Annotated in this window: 26 protein-coding genes and 4 tRNA genes; 9 read left to right on the top strand and 21 right to left on the bottom strand. The window is 64.7% G+C overall.

Annotated features, from left to right (window positions below; genetic code table 11):
• Positions 1-4 precede the first annotated feature (4 nt).
• Positions 5-742, top strand: coding sequence for a hypothetical protein (locus CIK75_RS04035; RefSeq protein WP_086999909.1), 738 nt, complete (start codon positions 5-7; stop codon positions 740-742).
• Between the two features lie 18 nt (positions 743-760).
• Here the strand turns inward: CIK75_RS04035 and CIK75_RS04030 are convergent, their stop codons facing one another.
• The 6 genes from CIK75_RS04030 to CIK75_RS04005 all read right to left on the bottom strand — a co-directional run bounded on the left by CIK75_RS04030 (position 761) and on the right by CIK75_RS04005 (position 7,206).
• On the bottom strand, positions 761-1,189 hold the full coding sequence (locus tag CIK75_RS04030; protein WP_086999911.1) for a Rieske (2Fe-2S) protein: 429 nt from the start codon (positions 1,187-1,189) through the stop codon (positions 761-763).
• A gap of 48 nt (positions 1,190-1,237) precedes the next feature.
• Complete coding sequence (locus CIK75_RS04025) at positions 1,238-1,684, bottom strand: Rieske (2Fe-2S) protein (protein WP_086999913.1); 447 nt, start codon at positions 1,682-1,684, stop codon at positions 1,238-1,240.
• An 89-nt stretch (positions 1,685-1,773) separates the two neighbouring features.
• Positions 1,774-3,903, bottom strand: a complete 2,130-nt coding sequence (locus CIK75_RS04020) for a 3-hydroxyacyl-CoA dehydrogenase NAD-binding domain-containing protein (RefSeq protein ID WP_086999915.1) — start codon at positions 3,901-3,903, stop codon at positions 1,774-1,776.
• Positions 3,904-3,906: 3 nt separating this feature from the next.
• Positions 3,907-5,148: a thiolase family protein gene (locus CIK75_RS04015; RefSeq protein WP_086999917.1), complete on the bottom strand. Its 1,242-nt coding sequence runs from the start codon at positions 5,146-5,148 to the stop codon at positions 3,907-3,909.
• 134 nt (positions 5,149-5,282) lie between these two features.
• On the bottom strand, positions 5,283-6,575 hold the full coding sequence (locus tag CIK75_RS04010) for an HRDC domain-containing protein (RefSeq protein ID WP_086999919.1): 1,293 nt from the start codon (positions 6,573-6,575) through the stop codon (positions 5,283-5,285).
• A 22-nt stretch (positions 6,576-6,597) separates the two neighbouring features.
• Complete coding sequence (locus tag CIK75_RS04005; RefSeq protein ID WP_241895288.1) at positions 6,598-7,206, bottom strand: DUF3000 domain-containing protein; 609 nt, start codon at positions 7,204-7,206, stop codon at positions 6,598-6,600.
• A gap of 240 nt (positions 7,207-7,446) precedes the next feature.
• On the opposite strand from CIK75_RS04005, the gene CIK75_RS04000 reads away from it, so the two are divergent.
• Positions 7,447-8,937 carry an L-lactate permease gene (locus CIK75_RS04000; RefSeq protein ID WP_158225888.1) on the top strand — a complete coding sequence of 497 codons (1,491 nt, stop codon included), beginning with the start codon at positions 7,447-7,449 and terminating at the stop codon, positions 8,935-8,937.
• On the opposite strand, the gene CIK75_RS03995 is transcribed toward CIK75_RS04000, so the two are convergent.
• From CIK75_RS03995 to msrB, 5 genes are all read right to left on the bottom strand, one after another.
• Positions 8,845-9,783, bottom strand: coding sequence for a DUF817 domain-containing protein (locus CIK75_RS03995; protein WP_241895280.1), 939 nt, complete (start codon positions 9,781-9,783; stop codon positions 8,845-8,847). The two genes, CIK75_RS04000 and CIK75_RS03995, sit on opposite strands and share 93 nt — an antisense overlap.
• A 43-nt stretch (positions 9,784-9,826) precedes the next feature.
• Positions 9,827-10,858: a low specificity L-threonine aldolase gene (locus CIK75_RS03990; RefSeq protein ID WP_087000070.1), complete on the bottom strand. Its 1,032-nt coding sequence runs from the start codon at positions 10,856-10,858 to the stop codon at positions 9,827-9,829.
• 64 nt (positions 10,859-10,922) lie between these two features.
• Complete coding sequence (locus tag CIK75_RS03985; RefSeq protein ID WP_086999927.1) at positions 10,923-11,654, bottom strand: SDR family NAD(P)-dependent oxidoreductase; 732 nt, start codon at positions 11,652-11,654, stop codon at positions 10,923-10,925.
• A 9-nt stretch (positions 11,655-11,663) separates the two neighbouring features.
• Complete coding sequence (locus CIK75_RS03980) at positions 11,664-13,040, bottom strand: DUF6421 family protein (RefSeq protein ID WP_087000072.1); 1,377 nt, start codon at positions 13,038-13,040, stop codon at positions 11,664-11,666.
• Between the two features lie 201 nt (positions 13,041-13,241).
• Positions 13,242-13,676, bottom strand: coding sequence for a peptide-methionine (R)-S-oxide reductase MsrB (msrB, locus tag CIK75_RS03975; RefSeq protein ID WP_086999929.1), 435 nt, complete (start codon positions 13,674-13,676; stop codon positions 13,242-13,244).
• A gap of 119 nt (positions 13,677-13,795) precedes the next feature.
• Here msrB and CIK75_RS03970 point away from each other — a divergent pair, with 119 nt between their 5' ends.
• Positions 13,796-15,040, top strand: a complete 1,245-nt coding sequence (locus CIK75_RS03970; protein WP_086999931.1) for an alpha/beta fold hydrolase — start codon at positions 13,796-13,798, stop codon at positions 15,038-15,040.
• A 17-nt stretch (positions 15,041-15,057) separates the two neighbouring features.
• Here the strand turns inward: CIK75_RS03970 and ybaK are convergent, their stop codons facing one another.
• From ybaK to CIK75_RS03955, 3 genes are read right to left on the bottom strand one after another with little or no spacing between them, the layout of a single operon-like run.
• Positions 15,058-15,570, bottom strand: coding sequence for a Cys-tRNA(Pro) deacylase (gene ybaK, locus CIK75_RS03965; RefSeq protein WP_086999933.1), 513 nt, complete (start codon positions 15,568-15,570; stop codon positions 15,058-15,060).
• Between the two features lie 12 nt (positions 15,571-15,582).
• Complete coding sequence (locus tag CIK75_RS03960) at positions 15,583-16,029, bottom strand: SufE family protein (protein ID WP_086999935.1); 447 nt, start codon at positions 16,027-16,029, stop codon at positions 15,583-15,585.
• Between the two features lie 30 nt (positions 16,030-16,059).
• Positions 16,060-16,971 (bottom strand): sulfurtransferase, encoded by a 912-nt coding sequence (locus CIK75_RS03955; protein ID WP_086999937.1) that lies wholly within the window; start codon positions 16,969-16,971, stop codon positions 16,060-16,062.
• 173 nt (positions 16,972-17,144) lie between these two features.
• Here CIK75_RS03955 and zapE point away from each other — a divergent pair, with 173 nt between their 5' ends.
• Positions 17,145-18,185 (top strand): cell division protein ZapE, encoded by a 1,041-nt coding sequence (gene zapE, locus CIK75_RS03950; RefSeq protein ID WP_086999939.1) that lies wholly within the window; start codon positions 17,145-17,147, stop codon positions 18,183-18,185.
• Here zapE and CIK75_RS03945 read toward each other — a convergent pair.
• Positions 18,182-18,940: a class I SAM-dependent methyltransferase gene (locus tag CIK75_RS03945; protein WP_086999941.1), complete on the bottom strand. Its 759-nt coding sequence runs from the start codon at positions 18,938-18,940 to the stop codon at positions 18,182-18,184. The two genes, zapE and CIK75_RS03945, sit on opposite strands and share 4 nt — an antisense overlap.
• Positions 18,941-18,949: 9 nt before the next feature.
• Positions 18,950-20,140 carry a benzoate/H(+) symporter BenE family transporter gene (locus CIK75_RS03940; protein WP_086999943.1) on the bottom strand — a complete coding sequence of 397 codons (1,191 nt, stop codon included), beginning with the start codon at positions 20,138-20,140 and terminating at the stop codon, positions 18,950-18,952.
• Positions 20,141-20,196: 56 nt separating this feature from the next.
• Between CIK75_RS03940 and CIK75_RS03935 the strand changes: the two genes are divergently transcribed.
• Positions 20,197-20,805 carry a helix-turn-helix transcriptional regulator gene (locus CIK75_RS03935; RefSeq protein ID WP_179204316.1) on the top strand — a complete coding sequence of 203 codons (609 nt, stop codon included), beginning with the start codon at positions 20,197-20,199 and terminating at the stop codon, positions 20,803-20,805.
• Positions 20,806-20,897: 92 nt separating this feature from the next.
• Here the strand turns inward: CIK75_RS03935 and CIK75_RS03930 are convergent, their stop codons facing one another.
• The 5 genes from CIK75_RS03930 to CIK75_RS03910 form a co-directional block, all read right to left on the bottom strand.
• Positions 20,898-21,125: an antitoxin gene (locus tag CIK75_RS03930; protein WP_086999944.1), complete on the bottom strand. Its 228-nt coding sequence runs from the start codon at positions 21,123-21,125 to the stop codon at positions 20,898-20,900.
• Between the two features lie 198 nt (positions 21,126-21,323).
• Positions 21,324-21,400, bottom strand: a tRNA-Gly gene (locus CIK75_RS03925).
• A gap of 34 nt (positions 21,401-21,434) precedes the next feature.
• Positions 21,435-21,506, bottom strand: a tRNA-Val gene (locus CIK75_RS03920).
• Between the two features lie 28 nt (positions 21,507-21,534).
• Positions 21,535-21,605 (bottom strand) — tRNA-Cys (locus CIK75_RS03915).
• A gap of 63 nt (positions 21,606-21,668) precedes the next feature.
• A tRNA-Gly gene (locus CIK75_RS03910) sits at positions 21,669-21,742 on the bottom strand.
• 206 nt (positions 21,743-21,948) lie between these two features.
• On the opposite strand from CIK75_RS03910, the gene CIK75_RS03905 reads away from it, so the two are divergent.
• The 4 genes from CIK75_RS03905 to CIK75_RS03890 all read left to right on the top strand — a co-directional run bounded on the left by CIK75_RS03905 (position 21,949) and on the right by CIK75_RS03890 (position 25,941).
• On the top strand, positions 21,949-22,794 hold the full coding sequence (locus CIK75_RS03905; protein WP_086999946.1) for a cytochrome: 846 nt from the start codon (positions 21,949-21,951) through the stop codon (positions 22,792-22,794).
• Positions 22,795-22,889: 95 nt separating this feature from the next.
• Positions 22,890-23,462, top strand: a complete 573-nt coding sequence (gene def, locus CIK75_RS03900; RefSeq protein WP_086999948.1) for a peptide deformylase — start codon at positions 22,890-22,892, stop codon at positions 23,460-23,462.
• Positions 23,459-24,406, top strand: a complete 948-nt coding sequence (gene fmt / locus CIK75_RS03895; RefSeq protein WP_086999950.1) for a methionyl-tRNA formyltransferase — start codon at positions 23,459-23,461, stop codon at positions 24,404-24,406. The genes def and fmt overlap by 4 nt, the downstream gene beginning before the upstream one ends.
• A complete protein-coding gene (locus tag CIK75_RS03890; protein WP_086999952.1) occupies positions 24,403-25,941 on the top strand; it encodes a transcription antitermination factor NusB in 1,539 nt (512 codons plus the stop codon). Before fmt ends, CIK75_RS03890 begins: the two co-directional genes overlap by 4 nt.
• Positions 25,942-25,943 lie beyond the last annotated feature (2 nt).

Below are 25,943 nucleotides of genomic sequence, written 5' to 3'. Positions count from 1 at the left end.
CCTCATGAGCGAATCAGCAGAGGAACTGAACACACTGCCGGACTTCGAGCGCTGGGAAACGTTCTGGGTGGGCGGCCAACGCGTCGGTGCCCTGCATCGCGTCTGGCAAGATTCGGTGCTGTTGACCCGCATCGCCATCGAGGACGAATCGGGGGACTATCTGGCCGAGTCACGGATCCGCTTCGTGCCCGGCCCCGACTGGGATCTGAGCTGGTTCCATTCCAGTGGGATGGATGAACCGGTCCTGTTGCATAATCCGGCCAACTGGACCCACACCGGCAGCCTGCCGGTGGTCACAGCAGAATCTCTGACCGCCCTCGACGGGCGTGAACTGCCCACGGGAGTGAGCCGGCAAGCCCCGGCGGGCACGGTCCCGGGGTACGGGGAGTTCCTCGTCTTGCAGAACCTCATCGGACGCGGCCTGTTGGAGGCGTCATGGCGGAGCATCCACGACGATGACGGGCAGGTGCAGCAAACGAAGATGGTGGCCGTCGCGGACCAGCAGCCACCTGAATACGTATCGGCACCTCTTACCGGCGGACCGACGCTGCGGTATGACCGTTTCGACGATGACCAACGCGCGGCCAGCCATTGGTTGGTCGACGGGGCGATTCTGGCCAGCGAATGGGGAGGAGCGTATTCGCTTCGGGTCGCGGATGAGGCCGGATCCGCGGCCTGGGAGTCCATCGCCGGGCTACAAGAATCCACCGCCCGCTTCCTGCTCCACGGTACCCGCCCCTGACCACGGGACCGGGGTGGACTAGAGGTAGATCAGGACGTCCTTGCCCTTGATCTCCGCGGCAAAACGGGCCAGCGGTTTAGAGGCGGGGCCGACCACTGCCGATCCGTCATCATGGGAGAATTCCGAGCCATGGCAGGGGCACTTGAAGTCCTTTTTCGTCACGCCCACCGTGCACCCCTGATGGGTACAAACCGCCGTATAGGCCAGAACCGTGGTCTCGTCCTTGCGCCAGAGCAAGTACGTGTCACCGCTGACGGCCACCGAGGCGCTCTCGCCGACGGCCAACTCGTCGGTGGTCGTCGCTTTCGTGGCTTCGCCGCTGGGTTCGGGGACTTCCTCAACGGAGGAGCCGCCGCCGCAGGCCGCCAAGGCGGCGCCGGTCCCCAGAACCAATGAACCTCCCAGAACGGTCCGACGTCCGGTGGTCTGCGCTGTGAACTGTTCCATGAATCCATTGTGGCACCTGGGCGAATCGGCAGGAAACCCCCGGGCGGACTAGGGGTAGAGCACGATCTTTCCATCGGTGATTTCTGCCGCATAACGGGTCAGTGCCTCGCGGGCGGGGCCACCGGTGGCCGTACCGTCATCTGGGTTGAAATGCGATTCGTGGCAGGGACAGATGAAATCGGCCTCGCCCGGACCCACCCGGCACCCGGCATGTGTGCAGACGGCGGTATAGGCCAGAACCGTCTCATCGTCCTTGCGGTAGAGCAGATACGTTTCGCCGGTGGCTTCGGCATCGACGTTCACCATGGCACCCACGGGAAGGTCCGCGACAGGAGCGACCGTCAGTGGGGTACCGGTAGGTTCCGGCACAGGCTGTGAGGTGTTCTGGGGCGCCGCTGAGGACCCGTCCCCGCAGGCGGCGAGCGTCGTGCCCGCCCCGAGGGCAAGCGTGGATCCCAGGACCAGACGGCGACACGGTTGTGCTGAGGTGCTCATACCGTGATTCTTTCATGACCACGCAGGACGGCGATGCCCCGGGAAGGGGGCATCGCCGTCATGTCGGGCAACTCACATGAAGTGGTGGATCACTCCGCGTGGAAGCGGGCGCCCCGCATCCGTTCGGAGGCTCCGACACGGTCCAGATACGGGGTGATGCCGCCCAGATGCATCGGCCATCCGGCACCCAGGATCATGCACAGGTCGATATCCTCGGGGCCGGCAACGACGCCCTCGTCGAGCATCAGACCGATCTCTTCGGCCAGCGCGTCCTGGGTGCGCACCAACAACTCCTGCGAGGTGCTCGGCGTCGACCCGAAGCTGAGCAGCTCGAGAGTCGACTCCGGGATGGACCGGCTTCCGTCCTCGTTCTGGACCCAGACCGACTTCAGCCCGTTGTCGATCAGCGCCTGCTGGTTTGCCGAGACGCGGAATCGGTCGCCGAAGGCCTCATGCAGGGACTCCATGACGTGCTGGGCGACGGGGATCCCGACCATGGCCAGGAGCGTGAAGGGGCTCATGGGCAGGCCCAGGGGGCGCAACGCGTTGTCTGCGACCTCGGCGGGGGTGCCGTCGTCGAAAGCATTGGAGACCTCGCCCATGAGACGCAGCAGGACGCGGTTGACCACGAAGGCCGCCGCATCCTTGACCAGGACCGCCGTCTTGCGCAGATCCTTGGCCACGGCGAAGGCGGTGGCCAGAACGACGTCGTCGGTTTTGGGGGCCCTGACGATCTCGATCAGCGGCATCGCTGCCACCGGGTTGAAGAAGTGGAAGCCAACCACCCGTTCGGGGTGCAACAGGTCCGCCGCCATCTCCGTCACCGATAAGGAGGAGGTGTTGGTGGCCAGGATGCATTCGGAGGAGACGACGGCCTCCACCTCGGCGAAGACCTGCTTCTTGACCTGAAGCTCCTCGAAGACGGCCTCGATGACCAGATCGGCGTCGGCGAAGGCCTCCTTGGAAACCGAACCGGTGACCAGACCCTTCGTGCGATTGGCCGCATCTGCGGAGATCCGCTTCTTGGCCAGCAGCTTATCGACCTCGCCGTGGATATAGGACAGGCCCTTGTCCACCCGACCCTGATCGATATCGGTGATCACGACCGGGACCTTCAGCATTCTGGCGAAGAGCAGCGCGAACTGTCCAGCCATGAGCCCGGCACCAACGACACCGATCTTGGTGACCGGGCGGGCGAGCTTGCGGTCGGGGGCGCCTGCCGGGCGTTTGGCCCGTTTCTGCACCAGATCCAAGAAGGAGTAGACGGTGTCGTGGAACTGCGGGGTCTGCATCAGTTCGACGAGGGCAGCGCATTCGAGTCGTGCCGATTCGGCCTGGCTGATCGTCTTGCCGGCCTCGAAGACATCCAGGACCTTGCCCGGCGCCGGGGCGGCACCGGCGGTCTTGGCTTCGACGAAGGCTCGGCCCTTGGCGACCGCAGCATCCCAACGTTCTGCCACGGCCGGGTCGGTGGCCGGATCCACGGCGTTCGGCCGAGAAACCTCGGCACCTGTCAGGACGGTATCCGCCCAGGCCAGGGACTGCTCGACGAAATCGGCCGGCTCGAACAGGGCATCGGCGATGCCCAGCTTGAAGGCGGCGGGGCCGGCCAACGAACGGTTGTTGTTCAACGGGTTCTCGATCATCACCGTCGTGGCGGCTTCCGGGCCGATCAGACGCGGCAGGCGGTAGACGCCGCCCCAGCCGGGGACCAGACCGATGAAGGCCTCCGGCAGACCCAGGCCGTTGGCACCGGAGGAGACGGTGCGGTAGTTCGCGGCCAGCGCGACTTCCAAGCCTCCGCCGAGGGCGACGCCGTTGATGAAGGCGAAGGTCGGCACCCCGAGATCGGCCAGCAGATCGTAGGCGGCATGACCGAGCTCGGCCATCAGCGCCCCGCTGGAGGACTTCTTCAGGGTTTTCACCGTCGTCAGATCCGCGCCGGCGACGAGGAAATGGGGTTTGCCGGTGACGGCGAGGGCCTGGATCTGCCCGGCAGCGGCTCGTTCGTGTTGGCGGTTGAGTTCGCGCCCGAATTCGATGAGGGTACTCGGGCCCAACGTGGTCGGTTTGCTGTGGTCCAGCCCGTTGTCCAGGGTCAGCAGCGCGAGTTTTGCTCCCGACGCTAGCGTGACGTCTGAGACCAGGGTGTGGGTGATGATTTCGTCGGGGACCTGCGCGGCAAGTTCCTCGAAGCGGTCAAAATCCTGGGTAGCCATGTCTTAGGCGTCCTTCCCGTAGTCGGCGTGGTGGGGGTTTTCCCAGATGACGGTGCCGCCCATGCCCAACCCGACGCACATGGTGGTCAGGCCGTAACGCACGGAAGGGTCGGCCTCGAATTGCCGGGCGAGCTGGTTCATCAGACGAACACCCGAGGAAGCCAGTGGGTGTCCGACAGCGATGGCCCCACCATAACGGTTGACCCGGGGATCGTCGTCGGCGATGCCGTAATGGTCCAAGAAGGACAGGACCTGAACGGCGAAGGCCTCATTGATCTCAAAGAGTCCGATGTCCTCGATGGACAGACCTGCCTGGGCCAGGGCCTTTTCCGTGGCGGGCACGGGGCCGATGCCCATCACCTGCGGCTCGACGCCGGCGAAGGCGTAACCAACCAGGCGCATCTTGGGGTCCAGCCCCAATTCCTCGGCTGCCTCGGAGGAGGTCAGCAGGGCGGCGGTGGCGCCGTCGTTCAGTCCCGCTGCGTTGCCTGCGGTGACGTGACCGTGGGCGCGGAAGGGGGTGCGCAGGGATTCGAGATCCTCGAGCGTGGTGCCGGGGCGCGGTGGTTCGTCGGTCGTGTTCAGGGCCCAGCCTTCACCCGGACGGCGTGCGGCCACGGGGACCAGATCGGGTTGGATGTTTCCGGCTTCATACGCGGCAGCCAGTTTGGTCTGGCTGGCCAGGGCGTATCGGTCGGCACGCTCCTTGGTGATGGCTGGGAAGCGGTCGTGTAGATTCTCGGCCGTGTTGCCCATGTTCAGTGCCGCAGGGTCCACGAGGCGCTCGGAAACGAAACGGGGGTTCGGGTCGGCGTCGGCGCCCATGGGGTGGTTGCCCATATGTTCGACACCACCGGCGACGACGACGTCATAGGCGCCGAAGGCGATGGAAGAAGCGGTAGTGGTCACCGCGGTCATCGCACCGGCACACATCCTGTCGATGGCGAAGCCGGGCACGGATTGCGGCAGCCCGGCCAGCAAGGCGGCGGTGCGCCCGATGGTGAGGCCCTGGTCGCCGGTCTGGGTGGTTGCGGCGATAGCGACCTCGTCGATACGCTCCGCGGGAACCTCGGGGTTGCGGCGCAGAAGGTCGCGGATGCACTTGACCACCAAGTCATCGGCGCGGGTGCCGTGGTAAATACCCTTCTCTCCGGCCTTGCCGAAGGGGGTGCGGACGCCGTCGACGAACACGACGTCGCGGACCTGCCGGTTGCGCGGCAGCGCGCGTGCGGTTGTTGGGCTCACTGGGGGTGACTCCTTGCGTGGAATGAATGTGATCCACTCCATATGTTACCGGTGAGTAACTAGAGGTGCAAGACGTCGGGGGACCGCTGTGTCGCCGGGGCGAGGTACCTATCGTCGGAGAGCTCTCGCTCAGGTCACGCTGGCTTGGATGTCCGCTTCTCAGGCAGCGGTTCAGGGTCCAGGAACGCAACCGTGATGATCGGGGCGGTTTCGCGGATCTGCCAGGGGCGGGCTCCGAGGTCGGCCAGCGCGGTCGCGACGGTTTCCGGGGTGACTTCTTCCGGTGGACGCCAGGCCACTCGACGCAGCGTATCGGGGGTGAGCAGGTTCTCGGTGGGCATCTGCAGCTGCTCGGCTCGCCGGGCGACCCGGGGCTTGGCGGTGTTCAACCGGCGGGCCGCGGCCTCGTCCTTCTCCGGCCAGGTGCGGGCCGGCGGCGGCGCCGATGTGGGGATGTGCATGGGAGGCAGTTCCTCGGCCTGGCGGGCTGACTGCAGGCAACGCAGCCAACGGGGCGCCTCCTTGCTCGCCGCCCGGCCGTGGAAGCCGGGGGTCTTGAGCATTTGCGGGACGGTGGTCGGCATGGCCTTGGCCGCGGCGATCAGGGCGGCATCGGGAATCAGCCGCCCGGGGGCGACATCTCGGTTCTCCGCGAGCGATTCCCGCTCGTACCACAGGGCCTGAACGGCGGCGAGTTGACGGCGATCGCGTAATTGATGCAGTCCCGAGGTGCGGCGCCACGGGTCGACGCGGGGCGCGGGCGTCGGAGCCGTGCGGATGGCCTCGAACTCCTCGGCGGCGAAGCCGAGTTTGCCCGATTCCTGCAGCAGTTCGGCCAACGCAATACGCAGCTCGTCGAGAACTTCGACGTCGAGGGCCGCATACCTGAGCCACGGCTCGGGCAGCGGCCGGGTCGACCAGTCGGCTGCTGAATGTTCCTTGGCCAACCTCAGTCCGAGCAGGGACTCCACGACCGGTCCGAGACCGACGCGGGGCAGGCCGGCGATGCGCCCAGCCAGTTCCGTATCGAAGAGGGCATCCGGGTGCATGCCGAGTTCGCCCAAACATGGCAGGTCCTGGGTGGCAGCATGCAGAATCCACTCCACACCGTGCAGGGCCTCATTGATGGGGAGCAGGTCGTTGAACGGGACCGGGTCGATCAACCATGTGCCAGCCCCGCGGCGGCGGAGCTGAACCAGGAAGGCGCGTTGACCGTAGCGGAAACCCGAAGCCCGTTCGGCGTCCACGGCCACCGGTCCGCTGCCGGCAGCCAGGGTGCGTGCGGCACGCAGTAAACCGGCGTCGGTGTTGACGACCGGGGGAACTCCCTCGCGGGGCTCCGTCAGCGGAGTGGGTTCAGGCGCCGGGGGCGTCGAGTCCTCGGCGTCAGTGGGTGAGGGTGTGCTGTCGGTGCGCGAAGTGGTCATGATGAAACCAATTCTAGTGGATTCAACTCCGTCGGCGGCGTGGCAGAGCTGTGACACCCTCGGGCAAGGGCGGCAAACCCGCAAAAGTACAGACCATATCGCTCCACGCCTCTAGATGGGACTGGAGGTCAGCACCTTGCGGCGTCCATGAAGCACGCAATTCGATATCAATGGTTTCGGGACGTTCTTCCAGGCTGCCAAAACTCTGGGAAAGCATCCGGGTCGCGGTGCCCCCGGCGTGGGCGTAGACCGCGTTGTTCTCGTGGAGGGCGTCGAGGAGCCAGGTCCACGCCACGGAGCCGAGCATCTGGTCGTTGCCCATCTCGGCATCGAGTTGGGCCCTGATGTAGGTGACAATGCGGAAGGTGCCGTTCCACAGGTCAGAACCCTCCGGGTCGTGTAGCAGGATGAACCGTCCGGTGGCTAATTCATTGTCATCCTCCGGGCTGCGAGCCTCCGCTAGCGCGGCCGCCGCGGGCCCATGGAGTGAACTCCGAACTCGGGGCGGGGACTCTAGAACCTCCGCGGAGAGCGCCACTGCGTACGGGGCCAGCCGTGCGGGGGCCGGGATCTCGGCCAAGTGCATTTCGGCACGGCAATCGGCCTGACGGAGTCCTGAGAGAGCCGTCATGAAGTCTGGGGGAACCTGTGCCAGGTCGCCAAGAGCGGTCACGAAACCGAGTCTAGAGTCATCGGTCCGGGGTACCCGGAAGGCTCGCCGTTGTCGTGCGCTCTGTGGCCTGCCCATGCTACCGGGGTGGCCCCTGACAGCGGGGCGACGCCTAGGACCGGGCTCGGTGCACTACGGTCGTTCGGGGTGATGTGTTCGGCACCACGGGCCGTTGACGTTCAAGGAACCAGGAGGTGGATCATGTTGGCAGTCGCAGCTGCTGTTCCGATCCTGCTCGCGGGCGTGCTGTTCTTCCTGGGCGTCAAGGCCACCCGGATTTCCCTCTGGTCCTTGGCGGCCGGCATCGTGATGGCTCTCATCTTTTTCCCGACCCCTTGGTTGGTGGTCGGGAGCTCATTGGCTGCCTTCGCCCCGACGATCATCGAAATTCTGTTGATCCTCTACGCAGGGGTCTTGCTGAGCAGGATCATGTCCAACACCGGAGCGATGGCCTCGATTTCTGGCTGGCTGCGTTCGAGTGCCCCCTCACGCCGCACCGGAACGTTGCTGGTGGTCTTCGGAATCGTCCCCTTCGCAGAATCCGTCACGGGCTTCGGTATTGGTGTCACCGTGGGCGTGCCGATCCTGCGCTTAATAGGGCATTCGGTGCCGCGATCAACGATCTTTTCGCTCCTCGGGCTGCTCGCCGTTCCCTGGGGTGCGCTCGGCCCCGGGACGCTGCTGGCCTCGGAACTCTCGGGCACCTCGTTAGTGGAGGTGGGGATCCGTTCGGCGGTTCTATCCCTTCCGGTGATGCTCGGAGTGGCCCTCCTGGTGACTTTCCTGCTGCGCCATGACGGTTCCGTGGGCAGGCTTTTCGGCGGTGCGGTGGCTAGTTCCTTGCTGCTCTGGTCGGGAATCCTGGGAGCCAACATCCTGTTGGGAACGCCCCTGGCTGGCGTCATGGGCTCATTGGTTCCGACCGCGGCTCACCTGCTGGTGTATCGCTGGCGCGGCTCCCTCATCGCCGCCGGCTGGGTGGTGGCGCGGGCCTCTTTGCCCTATGCCGTGATGGCTGCCGGCCTTCTGGCTACCCGCGCCGTCACGTCCAATGGGGAACCCCAACTCAGCTTGCGGGCGATCAGTAGCCCCGCCACGTGGCTCGTCGTCGCCTGCCTGGTGGCCCATTTCGGGCCGGGGCAGCGTTGGGCGAGCGACCAGCCCGAGGCACGGCTGGGGCACCGGGCCGTCTCGGCCTGGAGGACATGGCTCCCGGTGGGCGTGGTGACGTTCTGCTTCACCGTGCTGGGATCCGTCCTGGCGGCGACCGGAATGGGGGCCGAGCTGGGCACCGCCTTGGCGGCCATGGGCGGAAGCTATTTGGCGATCGCCCCGGCGGTGAATGCCCTCGCCGGATTCATCACCGGTTCGAATACGGCAGCCAACGCGATGCTGACTGCCACCCAGACTCAGGTGGCCACGGAGTTGGGCAGTTCTGTCCTGCAAATGGTGGCAGCCACCAACGTCACTGCTTCGATGGCGACCATGGCTGCTCCTTCACGCCTGCTGTTGGCCTACGAGCTGGCCGTGGCAACCCCGGTGGGCATCCCGGGAGGTGAGGGCCTCGGGGAATCCTCAGCAGATCCTCAGGCCTCGGAATCAGCGGTCAACCGTTGGGTACTGCCGCGGATTTTCGCGCTGCTGGCCATCGTTTCGGCCATCCTGGGACTGGTCACCTGGCTGCTCTTCTAGGCCGGCGCCGTCGGAGGAACCCGGCTGGGTGTGCACCGGCTCTGGCCCTTCAGGCGGGTAGACCCAGGTGACCAACACGACCGAGATGATCATGAGCAACAGCCAGGACCCGAGCTTATTGATGGAAACGAATTGCCAGCCGTCGAGCTGATCCGGATAGGCCCAGGCATTGGACCAGGTGGCGATGTTTTCGGCGAACCAGATGAACAGGGCAACCAGCAGGAACGAGAGGACCAAGGGCATCCGCAACCGAACCCGGAAGACCCTGAAATGCATCCAACTGCGGCCAAAGACCACGAGCACCGCCGCCAAGAGGAACCAGCGCAGGTCAAGGATGTAGTGGTGGGAGAAGAAGTTCAGGTAGATGGCAGCTGCCAGCACGGCGGTGGCCCACCTGCGGGGATAGTGGGTGAAACGCAGGTCGAAGAGCCGGAAGACGCGGACCATATAGGAACCGACCGCCGCATACATGAACCCGCTGTAGAGCGGCACGTTTCCCAGATGGAGGAGTCCCTCGCCCGAGTAGATCCAGGACCCGACACTGGTCTTGAACAGTTCCATGCCGGTTCCCACGATATGGAACAACACGATGACCCGAAGTTCGCGCAACGTCTCCAACCGGAAAACGACCATGAGTACCTGGATGAGAACCGCCGCGAGCGTCACCGCGTCGTTACGGGCCAAGGACATGTCATCGGGATACCACAGCCGTGTAGCCAACAGGACGGCCAGCATCGCCGCGCCGAAGACGCAAGCCCACGCCTGCTTGGCAGTGAAGACCGCGAATTCGACCAGGACCTTGGTTGCCCTGTTGTCGGAAAACCGGCTAATGAGGCGATGGGCCACGGCCTCGAGACGCTGCTCGAGCGTGGTGGAATTCCCGTGGGTGCTAGCCAGCGGCTACCTCAGCCCGGATGGCCGCGGCGAAGCGGTCGATGTCGTCCTCGGTCGTATCGAAGCCACACATCCAACGAACCTCGCCGGTGGCTTCGTCCCAGTCATAGAAGCGGAAGTCCTCGCGGACCCGGTCGGCGGCAGCGGCGGGCAGCTTCGCGAACACGGCGTTGGACTCGGTCGGCTGAGTGATTTCCAAACCGTCGATGTCCTCAACTGCAGTGCGCAGGCGCTGAGCCATGGCGTTGGCGTGGGAAGCCGAACGCTGCCAGAGGTCACCTTCGTACAGGGCGATCAGCTGGGCTGAAATGAAGCGCATCTTCGAACCGAGCTGCATGTTCATCTTCCGCAGGTACTTCAGCCCGGTAGCGGCCTCCGGATCCAGGACGACGATGGCTTCGCCGTACATCATTCCGTTCTTCGTGCCACCCATGCTCAGGATATCGATCCCTGCATCGCGGGTGAAGGCTCGCAGAGGCGCGTCCAAGGCAGCGGCGGCATTGGAGAGGCGGGCCCCATCCATATGAACCTTCATCCCCAGTTCGTGGGCATGGGAGGTGATCGCCTTGAGCTCCTTGATCGTGTACAAGGTGCCGAGCTCGGTGGACTGGGTCAAGGAAACCGCCAACGGCTGGGCGCGGTGCTCATCGCCCCACCCCCAGGCCTCCCGATCGATCAATTCGGGTGTCAGTTTGCCGTCCGAGGTCGGTACCGTCAGCAGTTTCATGCCGCCGGTCCGCTCGGGGGCACCATTCTCGTCGACGTGGATATGCGCCGTATCGGCACAGACCACGGCGCCCCAGCGCGGCAGCAACGACTGCAAAGCCGTCACATTGGCGCCGGTGCCGTTGAAGACCGGGAAAGCCTCGGTGGCCGGTCCGAAATGGGACAGGATGACGTGTCCGAGCCGTTCGGTGTATTCATCTTCGCCGTAGGCGATCTGGTGGCCGCCGTTGGCGGCGATCAGTGCCTCGATGATCTCTGGATGAACACCCGAATAGTTATCCGATGCGAAGCCGCGGACCATGGTGTCGTGCAGGGAAGTGCTCACGTTTATCCTCAGAAGTTGCTGGTGGGAAGTCGTCTTTAGTCTATGCCTGCGGCACCAGGGACAGGCGGGTGCCGTTCAAGCTTGCGGCATCGGCATCGAACAGGCCGGCGACCGCACTGCCGAAATCAACGACGTCGGTGAATCCCACAAATTCCTTGCCAGGTTCCTGCTCGCGCGCCGCAGCGTCGACGAAGGCCTTGATGACCAGGACGACGGCGGCGGAATGCTGGGGGACAGGGTTCTGCCGGTGCCCAGATTGGGCGGCACGGAGGCCCCCTGCCGTAGCCATCGTCCATGCCTCGGCAGCGGCCTTGACGGAGATGTAGTTCGCGCCGGAAGCGCTGGGGCGTTGGACGGCCGTGGAGGAGACCACCGCGAGCCGTCCGACGGGGGAGTCGGCAATATCCGGGTAGAAGACTCGCGAGGTATTGCGCAAGGTGGTCACCACGTTGCGGTGCAGGAAGTCGTAGTCCTCATCCGACTGTCCGGCCAGCCCCTTGCCGCCCCGCCAACCGCCGACCAGATGGATCAGTCCATCGATGGACCCGACCTCGGTGTGGATCCGTTCCGCCAAGGCCGCCGTGGCGGCGTAGTCAGACAGATCGGTGGCGTAGCGCGCCGAGGCGAACCCCAGACGTTCCTCCAGTCGTGCCGCGTTGGTGCCGACCACCAGGACCCTCGCCCCGGAATCATGCAGCGCCCGCGCGGCAGCCACCCCGGAGGAGGAGGTGGCACCGGCAATGAGGACTGTGGGTATATGCGGTGTGCTCATGTGGCCAGTCTAGGCCGATGCCGGGACATCGCCAGCGGTGATGCCGACCGTGGATTCGATGACCGGCTTCATTTTTTTGCTCAACGCCTCGTAGAACATCGACAGCGGGAATTCGTCGTCGAGGACCTGATTCGTCATTTCCTTCAGAGGCTCCATCAGCGGTAGGGCTTCCTTGCCCTTCGCCCAGACCGATGCCGGATGGGGGGTGACCGTGGAGGAAACCAAATCATAGGCGGCCAGCCAGTGGGCCAACTTCGGCCGATCGATGGAGTGCCAGTAGAGATCGTCGATGGCATCACCCAAGGCGCTGACGACCTGGGCGATGGCATCCCAGTCGATGGTCAGTTTGGTATCGGTCCAGTGCAAAACGTGGTGCTGGTGCATCCAGGCGAAGAGCAACTGTCCGCCGAGCCCGTCGTAGTTACGCACGCGGCTTCCGGTGATGGCAAAGCGGAAGATCCGGTCGAAGATCACCGTGTACTGCACCAGGCGGGCATGCCGGGCGGTCTCGGGATCCGAAGCGGTGGAGGCGGCAATCTTGACGCATTCGCGGAAGGCGGTGAGGTCGCAGCGTAGTTCCTCCAGGGAGTACAGGAAGAAGGGCATCCGCTGCTTGATCATGAAGGGGTCGAACGGCAGGTCCCCGCGCATGTGGGTGCGGTCGTGGATCATGTCCCACATGATGAACGTCTCTTCGGTCAGTTTCTGGTCGGCGAGGAGTTCGGCTGCCTCGGCCGGCAGATCGAGATTGGTGATCTCGGCCGCGGCGGCAACGACTCGACGGTAACGGGCGGCCTCCCGGTCCTGGAAAATCGCACCCCAGGTAAAGGCCGGGGTCTCGCGCATGGCGACCGATTCAGGGAAGAGCACCGCAGCATTGGTGTCATAGCCGGGGGTGAAGTCCAAAAAGCGCAGCGGAACAAACAGCCGGTTCGAATAGTCTCCGGCTTCCAGCTCGGCGATGAACTCGGGCCAGATCACCTCGACGAGCACCGCTTCAACGAAACGGTTGGTTGAACCGTTCTGTGTGTACATGGGGAACACCACGAGGTGGCGTAGCCCGTCGACGCGGTCCAGTTGCGGCTGGAACGCCTGTAGGGAGTCCAGGAAATCGGGGACGCCGAACCCTCCTGCCGCCCAGGACTTGAAGTCCGCGACCACCTGGTCCAAATAGCTTCCGTCGTGTTCAAAAAGAGGGCGCAACTCCGTCACCGCAGCGGTGATCGTGGTAGTCAGTTCGGCGGCGCGGACCCGGTCGGTCGCTTCGGGGACCGAACCGTCTTTGACCTGCAACTGTTGGAAAGCGGTCGCCGCAGCCTTCAATTCCAGCCACACGGGATCTTGAGCGAGATCCTCGCCGTGTCCGCTGGTGGTGTCATGCGTCATGGTTGCCTGGGACATCGGTCCTGCACCTCGAATCATCTCCGGGGCCGCGCTGGTTGCGCCGGCCTGCTGCCGTGGTGATCCCAGCCTAGAAAAGATCAAGCAGCACTGGCGTGAAGAAAGCCTAAGGCTAAGAAGTGCTCATGCATGTGATCAAGATGACCCTCCGCAGACCCAGCGCGGGGCATGCTGGCGACGACGGGACTAGGCGTCGGTGGGGCGCAGGCTCAACGAAACCGAGTTGATGCAGAAGCGTTGGTCGGTGGGGATATCTAGCCCCTCGCCCTCGAACACGTGCCCCAGATGCGAATCACAGGAGGCGCAACGAACCTCGATGCGCTCCATGCCCAGGGACCTGTCATGCAGATAGCGCACGGACCCCTCTGCCAACGGGGCGAAGAAGGAGGGCCAGCCACAATCCGAGCCGAATTTTTCCTTGCTGGTGAACAGTTCGGCCCCACAGGCACGGCAGGCGTAGACACCTTCGGTGGTGCTATCCCAGTACTCGCCGGTGAACGGGCGTTCCGTTCCTGCTTGTCGAAGGACCTGGAATTCCTCGGTGCTGAGTTCTTCCTTCCACTGCTCGTCGGTCTTGGTGACAGGAAAGGACTGGGCGTTCGAATCAGAAAATGTACTCACACTGCCTCCAACGTCTGGGGAGGCCCAGCCATTCCCGCGGCCTGCCGGGCACGCTCCATCGTGACCGAGGGAGCCTGCGGGGACTTGGCGCACCCGGCTTGACTTGCCATGATGGGTACATGCGCGAGTACACACGGACCGCCGACCCTGCGACCCCCCAGGCCCCCATGATGCGGTGGGCCGTCCTCGGAGCCGGAGTCGGCGTCGCCGCCGGTTCACTGCTGGCCGCCAGTGCTTCGGCGCTGGCAGGATATTTTGCCCGGCAGGTGGTGCTTCCGGTGCGCAAGACCGAAGACCTGGCGATCCTCGCCGTCGTGCGCGGAGACGAGGGACTGGAAGTCATCCTTCCCGCGACCGCCGAAACCACGGATCCCGGTACGTACTCGTTGTACTTCGATGCCGGCCGAGGTCACGCTCGGATCGGCGAGATTCTCTCTTTCACCCCTGCTGAGGGCACCATTGCCCGCCGGGTGGAGCGCGTGTATTCCGGCAACCTGGAAACGGCGGTCCGTGGCTGGTGGTCAGGAGCTGTCTATGCAACACCTGAAGACGCCGGATTCGCTGCCGAGAGCGTGGACATCCCGACAGCGGTGGGCGCTGCCCCTGCGTGGCTGGTTCCTGGTACGGATCGGGCCGACACGTGGGCGATTATGGTGCACGGCCGGGGAGCCGCACGCACCGAGGGCCTGCGGGCGCTGTCAACCACCGCCGGGCTGGGGATGAGTTCGTTGCTCCTGTCCTACCGCAATGACGGGGTGGCCCCGTTTGCCTCGGATCAACGCTACGGGCTGGGCAGCACCGAATGGGAAGACGTTGAAGCCGGCATCGACTTCGCCCTTCAGAACGGGGCGCACAACGTGATTCTGATGGGGTGGTCCATGGGTGGGGCCATCAGCCTTCAGGTGGCCGATAAATCACGATATAAGCGGCATATCCAGGCCCTCGTGCTCGATGGCCCGGTGGTGAATTGGATTGACGTGCTCCGTCACCATGCCAAGGTCAACCGCATTCCCGAAGCCGTCGGTCGGTTGGGGCAATGGATGCTGTCCAACCGTGCCGGCCGGACGATCACCGGTTTGGCGGCTCCGCTGGATTTGAAGGAACTGAACTGGATTGCCAAGGCAGACCAGCTCCGGGTACCCACCTTGATCTTGCATAGCGAGGACGACGATTTCGTGCCGGTGGGTGCCTCCGCCCAGCTGGCGGAACTGAACCCCGAAATGGTCACCTTCGAACGCTTCACGGTTGCAGCGCATACGCGCGAATGGAATGTTGATCCCGAACGGTGGGAGCAGGTGGTCACCAGCTGGCTGGCGAGGATCATCGTGGCACCGAAACCCGGTGGAGGGCGTCGCAGTCGGTAGCGCTGCAGTCTCGGGTGCTACGGTCCGGCCACGGCTGCCGGGTGCGCGTCGGTGAGTCGGATCAGGTCCTGCGGAGCCACTTCGATCTCCAGGCCACGCCGCCCACCCGAGACGTAGATCGTCGACCAGGTCGTCGCAGAGTCCTCAATCACCGTCGGTGAATGGTGGCGTTGGCCCAGTGGGGAGATCCCACCCAAGACGTAGCCGGTCCGGCGTTGCGCGTCATCGGCCTGTGCCAGCTGGACCTTCTTCACCCGCAGGGCAACGGCAGCTGCTTTGAGGTCCAGAGAACCGGTCACCGGGACGATCGCCACCGCCAGGGCCGCGCCACCCGAGCGACCGGTATCGACCATGAGGGTCTTGAAGACCCGTGCCGGGTCGACCCCCAAGGCCTCCGCCGCCTCCGTTCCGTAGGATGCCGCCTGCGGATCATGAACGTACGTATGAGTCGTATAGCTGGCGCCGTCGGCGTCCAACAGCACGGTGGCGGGTGTGCCACCAGCGTCCTGAGGGCCCTTCTTCCTGGACATCATCGCAACCGACTACGCGGCCACGCCTTCGGCGACTTTACGCTTGATGCGTCCCAGCAGCGACGACATACCGCGCATGCGTAGCGGGGTGATCGCCCGGGTGAGGCCGAGTCGCTCGGGCATATCGTTGGGTACAGCGAGGATCTCGGCGGCCGGTAGGCCATCGAGCCCCTCCGCCAAGACGCCCGCGAAACCCCGTGAGGTGGGTGCTTCCGGCGGCGCCGAAAAGAACAAGCTGACCTCCCGGGCGTCGGTAGCGGCGATCTCTACGGTCAGGAACAGCGGGGTCTGGCATTCCACGACCCGTTCCAAGAGCTCTGGGTGTTCGGCGAACCGCTCCGGCAGGGCGGGTAACTCGTCGGAAAATTCCAACAGCAATTCCAAGCGCTCACGCTCGGTGACGGCGTTGAAATCATCGATGATCTCCGCCAAGGCGGAGGGAATGGCGGTATCACTCATGGGTGCATGCTCCTTGGGGACGGTGGGTACCTAGCTGCGGGCCGAGGAAGCCGGGGCTTCGCCGCGTTCGCTGCCGACGGCGATCGGAACACGGACCGCATTGCCCCATTCGGTCCATGAACCATCGTAGTTGCGGACGGATTCGAAACCGAGCAGGTGCTTGAGCACGAACCATGTGTGGCTGGACCGCTCGCCGATGCGGCAGTAGGCAATGACGTCATCCCCGGGGGTGAGGCCCGCCTCGTCCAGGTACAGGGCTTCCAGTTCGGGCCGGCTCCGGAAGGTGCCGTCTTCATTGGCAGCCTTGCTCCACGGGACCGACGCAGCGGTGGGGATATGGCCGCCGCGCAACGTGCCTTCTTGTGGGTAGTCAGGCATATGGGTGCGCTCACCGGTGTATTCCTCGAAGGAGCGGACATCGATCAACGGTTTGCCGAAGTGGGGGATGACATCCTCGCGGAAGGCGCGAATGGGGTCGTCATTGCGCGGGACCACCGGGTAGTCGGTGGTTTCCGGGCTCGGCTTCTCCCGGGTCGTTGCGCGCCCTTCGGCCAGCCATTTATCGCGGCCGCCGTCGAGCAGGCGGACATCCTCGTGGCCGAACAGCGTGAAAACCCAGAGGGCGTAGGCGGCCCACCAGTTGCTCTTATCCCCATAGATCACCACGGTGGTGTCGCGGGTGATGCCCTTGGCGGCCATGAGCCGGGCGAATGCCTCACCGTCAACGTAGTCGCGAGTGACTTCGTCGTTGAGATCGGTATGCCAGTCGATGTTCACGGCACCGTGGATATGACCGGTGGAGTACAACAGGATGTCCTCGTTGGATTCCACGACCACCAGGTCGTCATCTTCAAGATGCTCGGCCAACCAATCGGTGGAGACCAAGCGTTCGGGATGGGCGTAGGCGGAGAACTTGGTATTGGTATCGGCGGCAAGGCCCATGGGGATTCCTCGTTTCACACGGCGGCTAGGGATCTTCCTCCAGCCTACGTCTTTGGGTGCCGGGCCGCTGGGTCGGGGGTCACGTGCGGGTGCCTTTGCGCGCGGGGCGTAAAGTTGGACGCGGTGCGCCCCGCGCGCCGGCCCGTCCCCGCACAAAGGAACTGACCCCGCCCGTGGCACATATCGAACACCTGACCGAACGCATCCCCCAGGTCTCACCTGACGAACTGCTCGCCGGATTCCATCCGTCGTACCGATTCGGCGTCGTGTCCTTCGACACCTTCCGTCCGGACCCGGCGCAGCCATCGCAGACCGAGGCGGTGGAGGCTTTGCGTGCCTTCGCCGAGGGGATCGGTCACTCGAAGAAGTCCCTCCTTGGGCGGATTTTCGGAGCGAAGAGCCCACAGGCCAAGGCCGGCATTTACCTCGACGGCGGCTTCGGTGTGGGCAAGACCCACTTGCTGGCTTCCCTCTGGCATGCGGTTCCCGGCCCCAAGGCCTTTGGCACGTTCGTCGAGTACACCAACCTGGTCGGTGCCCTGTCGTTCAGGAAAACGGTCGAGGTCCTCAGCGGCTACAACCTGGTGTGTATCGACGAGTTCGAACTTGATGATCCCGGTGACACGGTGCTGATGTCGCGGTTGATGCGCGAATTATCCGATGCCGGGGTGAAACTCGCGGCGACTTCGAACACCCTGCCTGGTTCCTTGGGGGAGGGCCGTTTTGCCGCCGTGGACTTCCAACGCGAAATCCAAGTGTTGGCCGACCAATTCGATGTCCTGCGCATCGATGGTGATGACTTCCGCCACCGTGGCCTACCCGAGGCACCGCGGCCCGTGGATGACGACGTTCTCGAGTCCACCGCCACCGAGCTCTACGCAGATAAGGTCCTGGCCAGCGATGACTTCGGCGAACTGGTCAAGCATCTGTCCAAGGTTCACCCGAGCCGCTACCGGCAGTTGGTCGAGGATATCGACATTCTGGTCCTGCACCAGGTGCGGACCATCACCGAGCAGTCGCTTGCCTTGCGTTTCGTCGTCCTCGCCGACCGGCTCTACGACAAGGACGTCCCCGTCGTGGCCAGTGGCCAGCCGTTCAACGAGCTCTTCACCGAGGAGATGATGGCAGGTGGGTACCAGAAGAAGTACTCGCGTGCGGTGTCGCGGCTGACGGCTCTGGCGCGTGAAGGGCAGCAGGCAGAAGTGTCGATCTAGCAGCGGTTCACGGGGGCAGCCGATGCCCCCGTGGCGGCCAGCACGATGAGCAAACGGTGCTCCGCAGCTACCGGATCGCCCTCCCACGTACCTTTGAGCTCGACGTTCTCGAAGCCCGCGGCGTCCAACGCTTCGATCAGCTCGGTTTCGGTACGGAAGTACAGGGTGCTGGTGAAGATCCTGTCGCTTCCGTCAGCGAAGAGGTTATGGCTGTCAAAGACGACGACGCCGCGGCTCACCGAGGTGACCTCCAACCATTCGGTGAAGGTCCCGAACGCTGCCCAGCGGTGACTCGTTGTTTTTTCCGGAGTCCAGTTTTTCCATTCGCGGTAAGCCGGGTTGCGCGTTTCGAAGGCCAGGACTCCGCCCGGTGTGAGGTTGCGGCGGAGATGGTCGAGCGTTGCGACGAGCTCCTTTGTCGCGAGGTGCATGAAGGCGTTCCCGGTACAGAGCACCAGATCTGCAGGGGCCGAGGGATCCAGGACGTGGGCGTCCCCGTCGATCCATCGCACCGCATCCGCCCCGGGCTGTCGGCGGGCGTATCCGAGCATCGTGGGGCTCGGGTCCACACCGATGACCTCGCGACCGGGGCCCGTGAGGGTTCGGGTGAGTAGCCCTGTGCCGCACCCCAGATCGATGATCTTTCCGGCACCGAGCCTGTCGGCAAGGGACCGGTAATACTCGTGATCCCGCCCGGCTGGGTTATCGGTTTCGTAGAGGGCGACGAGGTCTTCGTCGCCATAGAGATCCGTCATGGGCCCAGCCTAATGCTGGCCCGGGCGTTCGACCGCCCATCTGACCAGCAACCCTCCGGCCAGTCCCCAGAAAGCGGAGCCCACCCCCAGGAAGGCGACGCCGGAGGCGGTAATCATGAACGTGGTCAGGGCGCCGAAGCGGGAGCGGGGATCTTCCAGCGCCGAGGACGCCGCGGCCCCCAAGGTGCCGAAGAGCGCCAAGCCGGCAGCCGCGGTGAGCAGCCCCTCGGGAGCCGTGACGGCCACCGCCCCCACAGCCGTGGCTCCCAGGCCGAGGAGGAAGTAGAAGCCGCCGGCAGAAACTGCGGCGATCCAGCGCCGCGAACGGTCGGGACCCGCTTCCTCACCCGCCGCGAGGGCAGCCGAAATGGCAGCGAGGTTGATGGCGTGCCCGCCGAAGAAGGCTGCTCCGAGGCCAGCCGCCCCGGTGCCGAGCATGGAAGCGGTCCAGGGCGTCCTATAGCCGAAGCCGGACAGCACGGCCATGCCGGGGATGTTCTGCGAGGCCATGGTCACGATGTACAGCGGTATCGCGACGCCCGTCGCCCCGGCCCACGTAAAGGCGGGCATCGTGAACTCCAGCCGAGGCCATAGGTTGCTGGGTAGGGCCGTTCCGGCATGCGTCGCGTTGAGCATGACGATCAGCAAGGTGGCGGCCATGGCTGCCGGCACGGCCCAACGTGGTGCCCAGCGCATGCACACGAGCCAGACCAGGATGATCGAGCCTGCCATGAGCGGGACGTTGGCCAGGGCATGGAACGGGGCCAGGCAGAGTTCGAACAGGACCCCGGCGAGCATCGCCTGAGCCAGCGGTGCCGGAAGCCTTCCGAGCAGACGGCCGATGGCCGGTACGGCGCCGGTGAGAAAAATTAGCAGGGCACACATCACGAAACCGCCGACAGCCTCGTTCCAGCCCAGCCCCAGACCTCCAGCGGCAGCTAGCAAGGCGGCACCGGGGGTCGACCAGGCAAAGGTCACCGGACGCCGGGTGGTCACCGCGATGGCAACCGTGCACAGGGAAAAGGCGATGGTCAGCGCCAGTAGACCGGAGGCCGCCTGCCCCGGACTGGCGCCTACGGCGCTGAGGCCGGCCAAAACGACAGTGAAGGAAGAAGTGAAGCCCACCAGAGCCGTGACCAGGCCAGCGGTGACGGGGCGCACGAAATCTCGAGAGGCGGTGGGAACTGGGGTATGCGGCATGACCTCGACTGACGGTGGTTCTGTTTACGGAACGCCTCTCAGCGTAGTCTGGGTCCATGTCCGCCGCAATCGATCCCCGCATGCTTCACGTCGGCAACCGGATCCGCACCCATCGGCAAGAAGCGGGTCTTTCACTGACCGGTCTGGCCACGGCGGCGGGCATCGGCAAGGGGACGCTCTCCGAACTCGAGCACGGTCAACGCAATCCAACCCTGGAGACTCTTTACGCCGTCGCCGGAGTCCTCGGGGTCCCGTTGGCCGGCTTTGTCTCCACTGATGATGCGGACCAGCAGCCGCAGCATGCTGGCGTCGGGGGAGTCGCGGGCACCATCGTGGGCGGGGAGATCTCTGTCGGCGGAGGGCCGGTGTCAGCCAGGCTGCTAGAGGCCCGTCGAATCACCGACGGGTCCTTGATCGAAGTGTATTGGCTTTCGATCGGCCCGGGGTGTCGGGTCTCCCCGGCCCATGGCCGGGGTGTGACGGAGCAGTTGGTCCTGGTCGAGGGGGAAGCCCTGGTGGGGCCTGAAGGTCAAGCCCGAGCAATCGGTGCCGGGCAGGCCCTATCCTGGGAGTCCTCTGGTCGACATGTCTACTCATCCGAAGCAGGGGCCGAGGGTGTGTTGACCATTATCAATCCGCCGACCGGCGGGACGATGTTGCATTAACGAGCAGGTGCCGGTCCCGCCTCACGGCGGTACCGGCACCTGTTTGCCGTGCTCGCGGGCCGGCAGGCGTCCCCGGAGGGGTGCGCGGAATTCTAGGTGGGGGGATTCGAATCGTTGCCAGCTGCCTTGTCGAGAAGGTTGTTGGCAGATTCCTGAAGGTTGTCCACCTTGTCGGAATACTTGCCACCGGTTTTCTCATCAACAAAGTTGCCGACACCGTCTACGGTCCCACGGAGCTTTTCGGCTCCGCTTCCGGCCACTTCAGTGGCCTTGTCCTTGAGTCCCTCGGCCTTGCCCTTGAGCTCGTCAAAAAAAGCCAAGCGACACCTCCTCTCCTCCGGGAAGCCTTCCAAGCCTCCGTGTGATGACCATCATAGTGGGGTGGCTTGAGGGAATTCGAGAGGAAGGGCCCCTGGTTTTCTGCGCTCTGGGTGAAATAGGCGGCCCTGGTTCGTGCCGCTTCACGTGCCGGGCATGAAAAAACCGCCTGATCGGCAGGGGAGCCGTCCGGCGGTTCGTGGAGCGGACAACGAGATTCGAACTCGCGACCTCCACCTTGGCAAGGTGGCGCTCTAGCCAACTGAGCTATGTCCGCATAAAAAAGCTCCGCCGTGGCGGAGCCTTTTCAGTGGGCGATACTGGGATCGAACCAGTGACCTCTTCCGTGTCAGGGAAGCGCGCTACCGCTGCGCTAATCGCCCTCTTCAGGGTGCAACATTACCGTATGCGAGGTGGGGACGGGATTCGAACCCGCGTATACGGCTTTGCAGGCCGCTGCCTAGCCACTCGGCCACCCCACCGTGTCCTGAACTGGTTTCCCAGCCCCGGCTAGATCGACGAATCGATCCTTACAGTGACTTGCGAGCGGACAACGAGATTCGAACTCGCGACCTCCACCTTGGCAAGGTGGCGCTCTAGCCAACTGAGCTATGTCCGCATGTCAGAGAACTGCTCCGTTTCGGTCGCTTTGAGCTTTCCGAAGCGGTGCGTTCCAACGAGTAAAAACTCTATACGACGATTCACCGAAGTTCCAAATCGTCTCCGTCACCCGGGAGTCGAACTGCGGAATCGCGGTGAACCTACTGGCCTCGGAGCGTCAGCGCGACACCCAATACGTCGGGTTGGCATGCCAGAATCGTGGTCATGACTTCACCTGCCCTGGCCCACCAGACCACGTATGGCCGCATGTACTCCCGCAAGATCAACGGGCTGCCGGAGGTCCCCTCCATCACCACGGTGATCGGCCAGGCCTCCATGTCCCTGGACGGCTGGATCGGGCATATGGCCGCCACGGCGGTCACCCAAGACGATCGGTTGAGCGCAGCCGTGGGCAATAAAGCCAAGTTGCGCACCGTCGCGCGGGACGCCTCCAATGCCGCAGAGACCTACCGCAATGAGGCCGCCGCCCGCGGAGATCGCGTCCACAACTATTGCGAGCAGGTGGCTCTGCGGGCGCTGGGCCGCCCGCACGTCGCCGCCGAAGCGCGGGAGGTTCTTCTGGAAAAGGGAGAAGGGGGATTCGCTTCCCGCTTTGATGACTGGTGGGACGAATACCGTGTCGAGCCGATCGCTGCCGAGGTCACCGTCTGGAACCATACTGTGGGCTATGCGGGAACGCTGGACCTGGTGGCGCGGATCGGTGGACGACTGTGCTTGATTGACTATAAGACCAAGGGCACCGACCGGGACGGGCGCGTCAAAGCGTTGGATCCCAAGGTCGTCATGCAATTGGCCGCCGGCTATAAGGCCGAGGAGGTTGTCGTCGACGCGGCTGCCGGAACGTGGGAACCCTGGCCGTATGGGGAGGACCCGATGCTGTTCGGGGTTGCCGTGGGAGAGACCGAAGTGCGCACACTCATGGCCCCTCCCGAAGTCCTGCCGGCGTATTGGAGTCGGTTCTTCGCACTACGGAGAGTCTGGGAATCCGGTGTCAAGGTCTCCGAAGCTGGAACCGCCTTGCGGGCCGTGGGCCCGCCCCCGGCCCAGTAGACTGGTCCATGCGTACCGGCACCGCCGCCCACCGGGCCGACCGGACGACTTTCCACAGCACATTGCCGGGCACTCGGCGTCAGGAGCATGCAGTCATGACGATTCTGGAAATCCGCATCGTGGGGGATCCCGTCCTGCGAACCCCCGCGGACGAGGTATCCGAGTTCGGCCCCGAGCTGGCCCGACTGGTACAAGATATGACCGAAACCATGGACGCGGTCTCCGGTGTCGGGCTTGCAGCACCCCAAATCGGCGTCGGATTGCGGGTCTTCACCTACCGTGTCGACGACCAAGTTGGCCATGTCGTCAACCCGGTCCTGGAAATCGGTGGCGTCGAAGAAGCCGAAGCCACCGAGGGCTGCCTGTCGGTCCCCGGACTGGGATACCGACTGCCCCGGCCCAGCTGGGCCCGCGTGAGCGGAAGCGATATGACCGGGGCACCACTCGTCGTCGAGGGCGAGGGTGTCCTTGCCCGCTGCCTGCAACACGAAACCGACCACCTCAACGGCCGCCTCTACGTCGACCGGCTGCGCGGAGCCGACAAAAAGGATGCCCTCGCCCGGATCCGGGACGCCGGCTACGAAGACGTCGCTGCCGGAGTCCGCGGAAGCCGCGCCACTGAGGTGGGCTCAAGCTTCGGCGGCGGAACGTTCGGAGCAGCCCGATGAGAGTCATCTTCGCCGGCACGCCGCAGATCGCTGTGCCCTGCCTGGACCGACTGTTCTCCGATGGTTTGGACGTGGTAGCCGTGCTCACTCGAGAAGATGCCCCGCTCGGACGAAAACGCGTCCTCACGCCCTCGCCCGTCGCCGCACGTGCCGTCGAATTGGGTGTGCCGGTGATCAAGGCCAATCAGATCGACGACGACGTCGTGTCAGCTCTTTCCGCGACCGAAGCCGACATCGCGGCCATCGTCGCCTACGGGGGCCTGGTGCCACCAGAAGCTCTCGAAGTACCCCGGCACGGCTGGGTCAACCTGCACTTTTCACTGCTGCCGGCCTGGCGTGGGGCTGCACCAGTCCAGCACTCGATCATTCACGGTGACGACGTCACCGGTGCGGTGACCTTCCGGCTCGAGGAAGGCCTCGACACCGGCCCGGTGTACGGGACACTGACTGAGGACATCGCCCCGGACGATACCGCGGGAGCCCTCCTGGGCAGGCTCTCCGAAAGTGGTGCCGTCCTGCTGTCGCAAACCCTGCACGGCATCGACGCCGGCCGCTTATCGCCGATACCCCAGAGCGGACCGGTGACCCTGGCCCCCAAACTCGGGATCGAGGACGGCCATATCGACTGGACGGAACCGGCCCTGGCGATCCGGCGGCGCATCAACGGCACCACCCCCGAACCCGGGCCCTGGACCGTGTTGGACGGCAAGCGTTTCAAACTCGGTGCCGTCGCCCTGGAACCGTCGGTGACGGAGCTGGAACCAGCAGTGCTGCGCGTCCTCCCTGGCCGCGCACCCCGCGTTCTGGTGGGAACCGGCTCACATGCCCTGGAACTGCATGAAGTCCAGCCAGCCGGCAAGAAGATGATGAAGGCCTCCGACTGGGCCCGCGGGCTGGATATCGACGAACAAGGCGCAACAGGGAAGCAGGTCTCCTTTTCATGAGCAACGACTCACGCGGTGAACGCCGCAACGACGCCGGACGCCAACGCAACCGCGGCGGTTCGGGGCAACGGAACTTCAGCGCCTCTGCCCCCTCCCAACGCCGCCGTATCGCCGACCCTGCCCGGCTGGTCGCCTACGAGGTCCTGCGTGCCGTCGCCGAGCAGGACGCCTACGCCAACCTCGTCCTGCCCGGACGTCTCCGTGAACACGGGCTCAGCGGTCGTGACGCAGGATTCGCCACCGAACTGGCCTACGGCGCCCTCCGCGGACGGGGATTCTACGATGCCGTCCTCTCCCGCTGTGTGGACCGTCCACTGGGAAAACTAGATCCGGCCATTTTGGATGCCCTCCGATTGGGCGCCCACCAGCTACTGGCCATGCGTGTACCCCACCATGCGGCACTGGATGAAACCGTTGGCCTGGCCCGTGCCGTCATCGGCGCCGGCCCCTCCGGACTCGTCAATGCCGTCTTGCGGAAGGTCTCACGGAACGACGCCGAAGCCTGGACGGCGCTGGTCCTGGACGGTGTCGAAAACGAGGTCTCCCGGCTGGGCCTGGAATACAGCCACCCCGAATGGGTCGTCAGGGCTCTGCGCCAGGGACTGGTTGCCCACGGGCGGGATGCCGCCGAAATCACCGAGCTGCTCGCGGCAGATAACCTGGCGCCGGTCGTCAACCTCGTTGCCCTTCCGGGGATCGGATCCCTCGATGAAGCCCTGGAACATGGTGCGACGCCGGGAGAATTGTCCCCCGATTCGGCGTACTACAGTGGGGGAGACCTCTCCAAGCTCTCCTCCATCCACAAGGGAACCACGCGGGTCCAAGATGCTGGTTCACAATTATTGGCCCGCGCCCTGGCCACCGTGGAAATCGAAGGACGCGATACCGACTGGCTGGATCTTTGTGCCGGCCCGGGCGGGAAAGCAGCCCTCCTGGCCAGCCTGGCCGCGCAGCGCGGCGCCGAATTGACCGCTAATGAACCTGCCGAACACCGTGCCGAGTTGGTGCGCAAGGCGCTGCGTCCGGTGGATCGGGACGCCTGGAACGTCGTGGTCGGTGATGGACGGCGCTATCTGGGGATCCCCGCAGATCAGCGTTTCGACCGGATCATCGTTGATGCACCGTGCAGCGGGCTGGGAGCATTACGGCGCCGCCCCGAAGCCCGCTGGCGTAAAACCCCTGCCGACGTGGCCGAGCTGACCACCTTGCAGGATGAGCTGATCGACGCGGCACTCAAGGCCTTGCGCCCCGGCGGAGTCCTGGCCTATGCGACCTGCTCACCCCATCCCGCCGAATCGCTGGCAGTGCTCGACGACGCCCTACGCCGCACACCGCACGCACGGCTCCTCGATACCGCGGCCGCGGTCAACACCGTCTCGCTCGAGGGCGGCATCGAAGGTACCGACCACGCTTCGGGCGGAAACACCGTGCAGCTCTGGCCGCATCTACACTCCACCGACGCCATGTTCCTGGCACTGATCACCCTCGACGCCGACGCCGAGCAGGCCGAACCGATCGAGCAGACGAAAGGCTGACC

It is taken from the genome of Glutamicibacter sp. BW78 (assembly GCF_002332245.1).
GTDB lineage: Bacteria > Actinomycetota > Actinomycetes > Actinomycetales > Micrococcaceae > Arthrobacter_H > Arthrobacter_H rhombi_A.
Note: the sequence above shows the minus strand (reverse complement) of the source record. Positions and strands in the feature narration are given on the sequence as shown.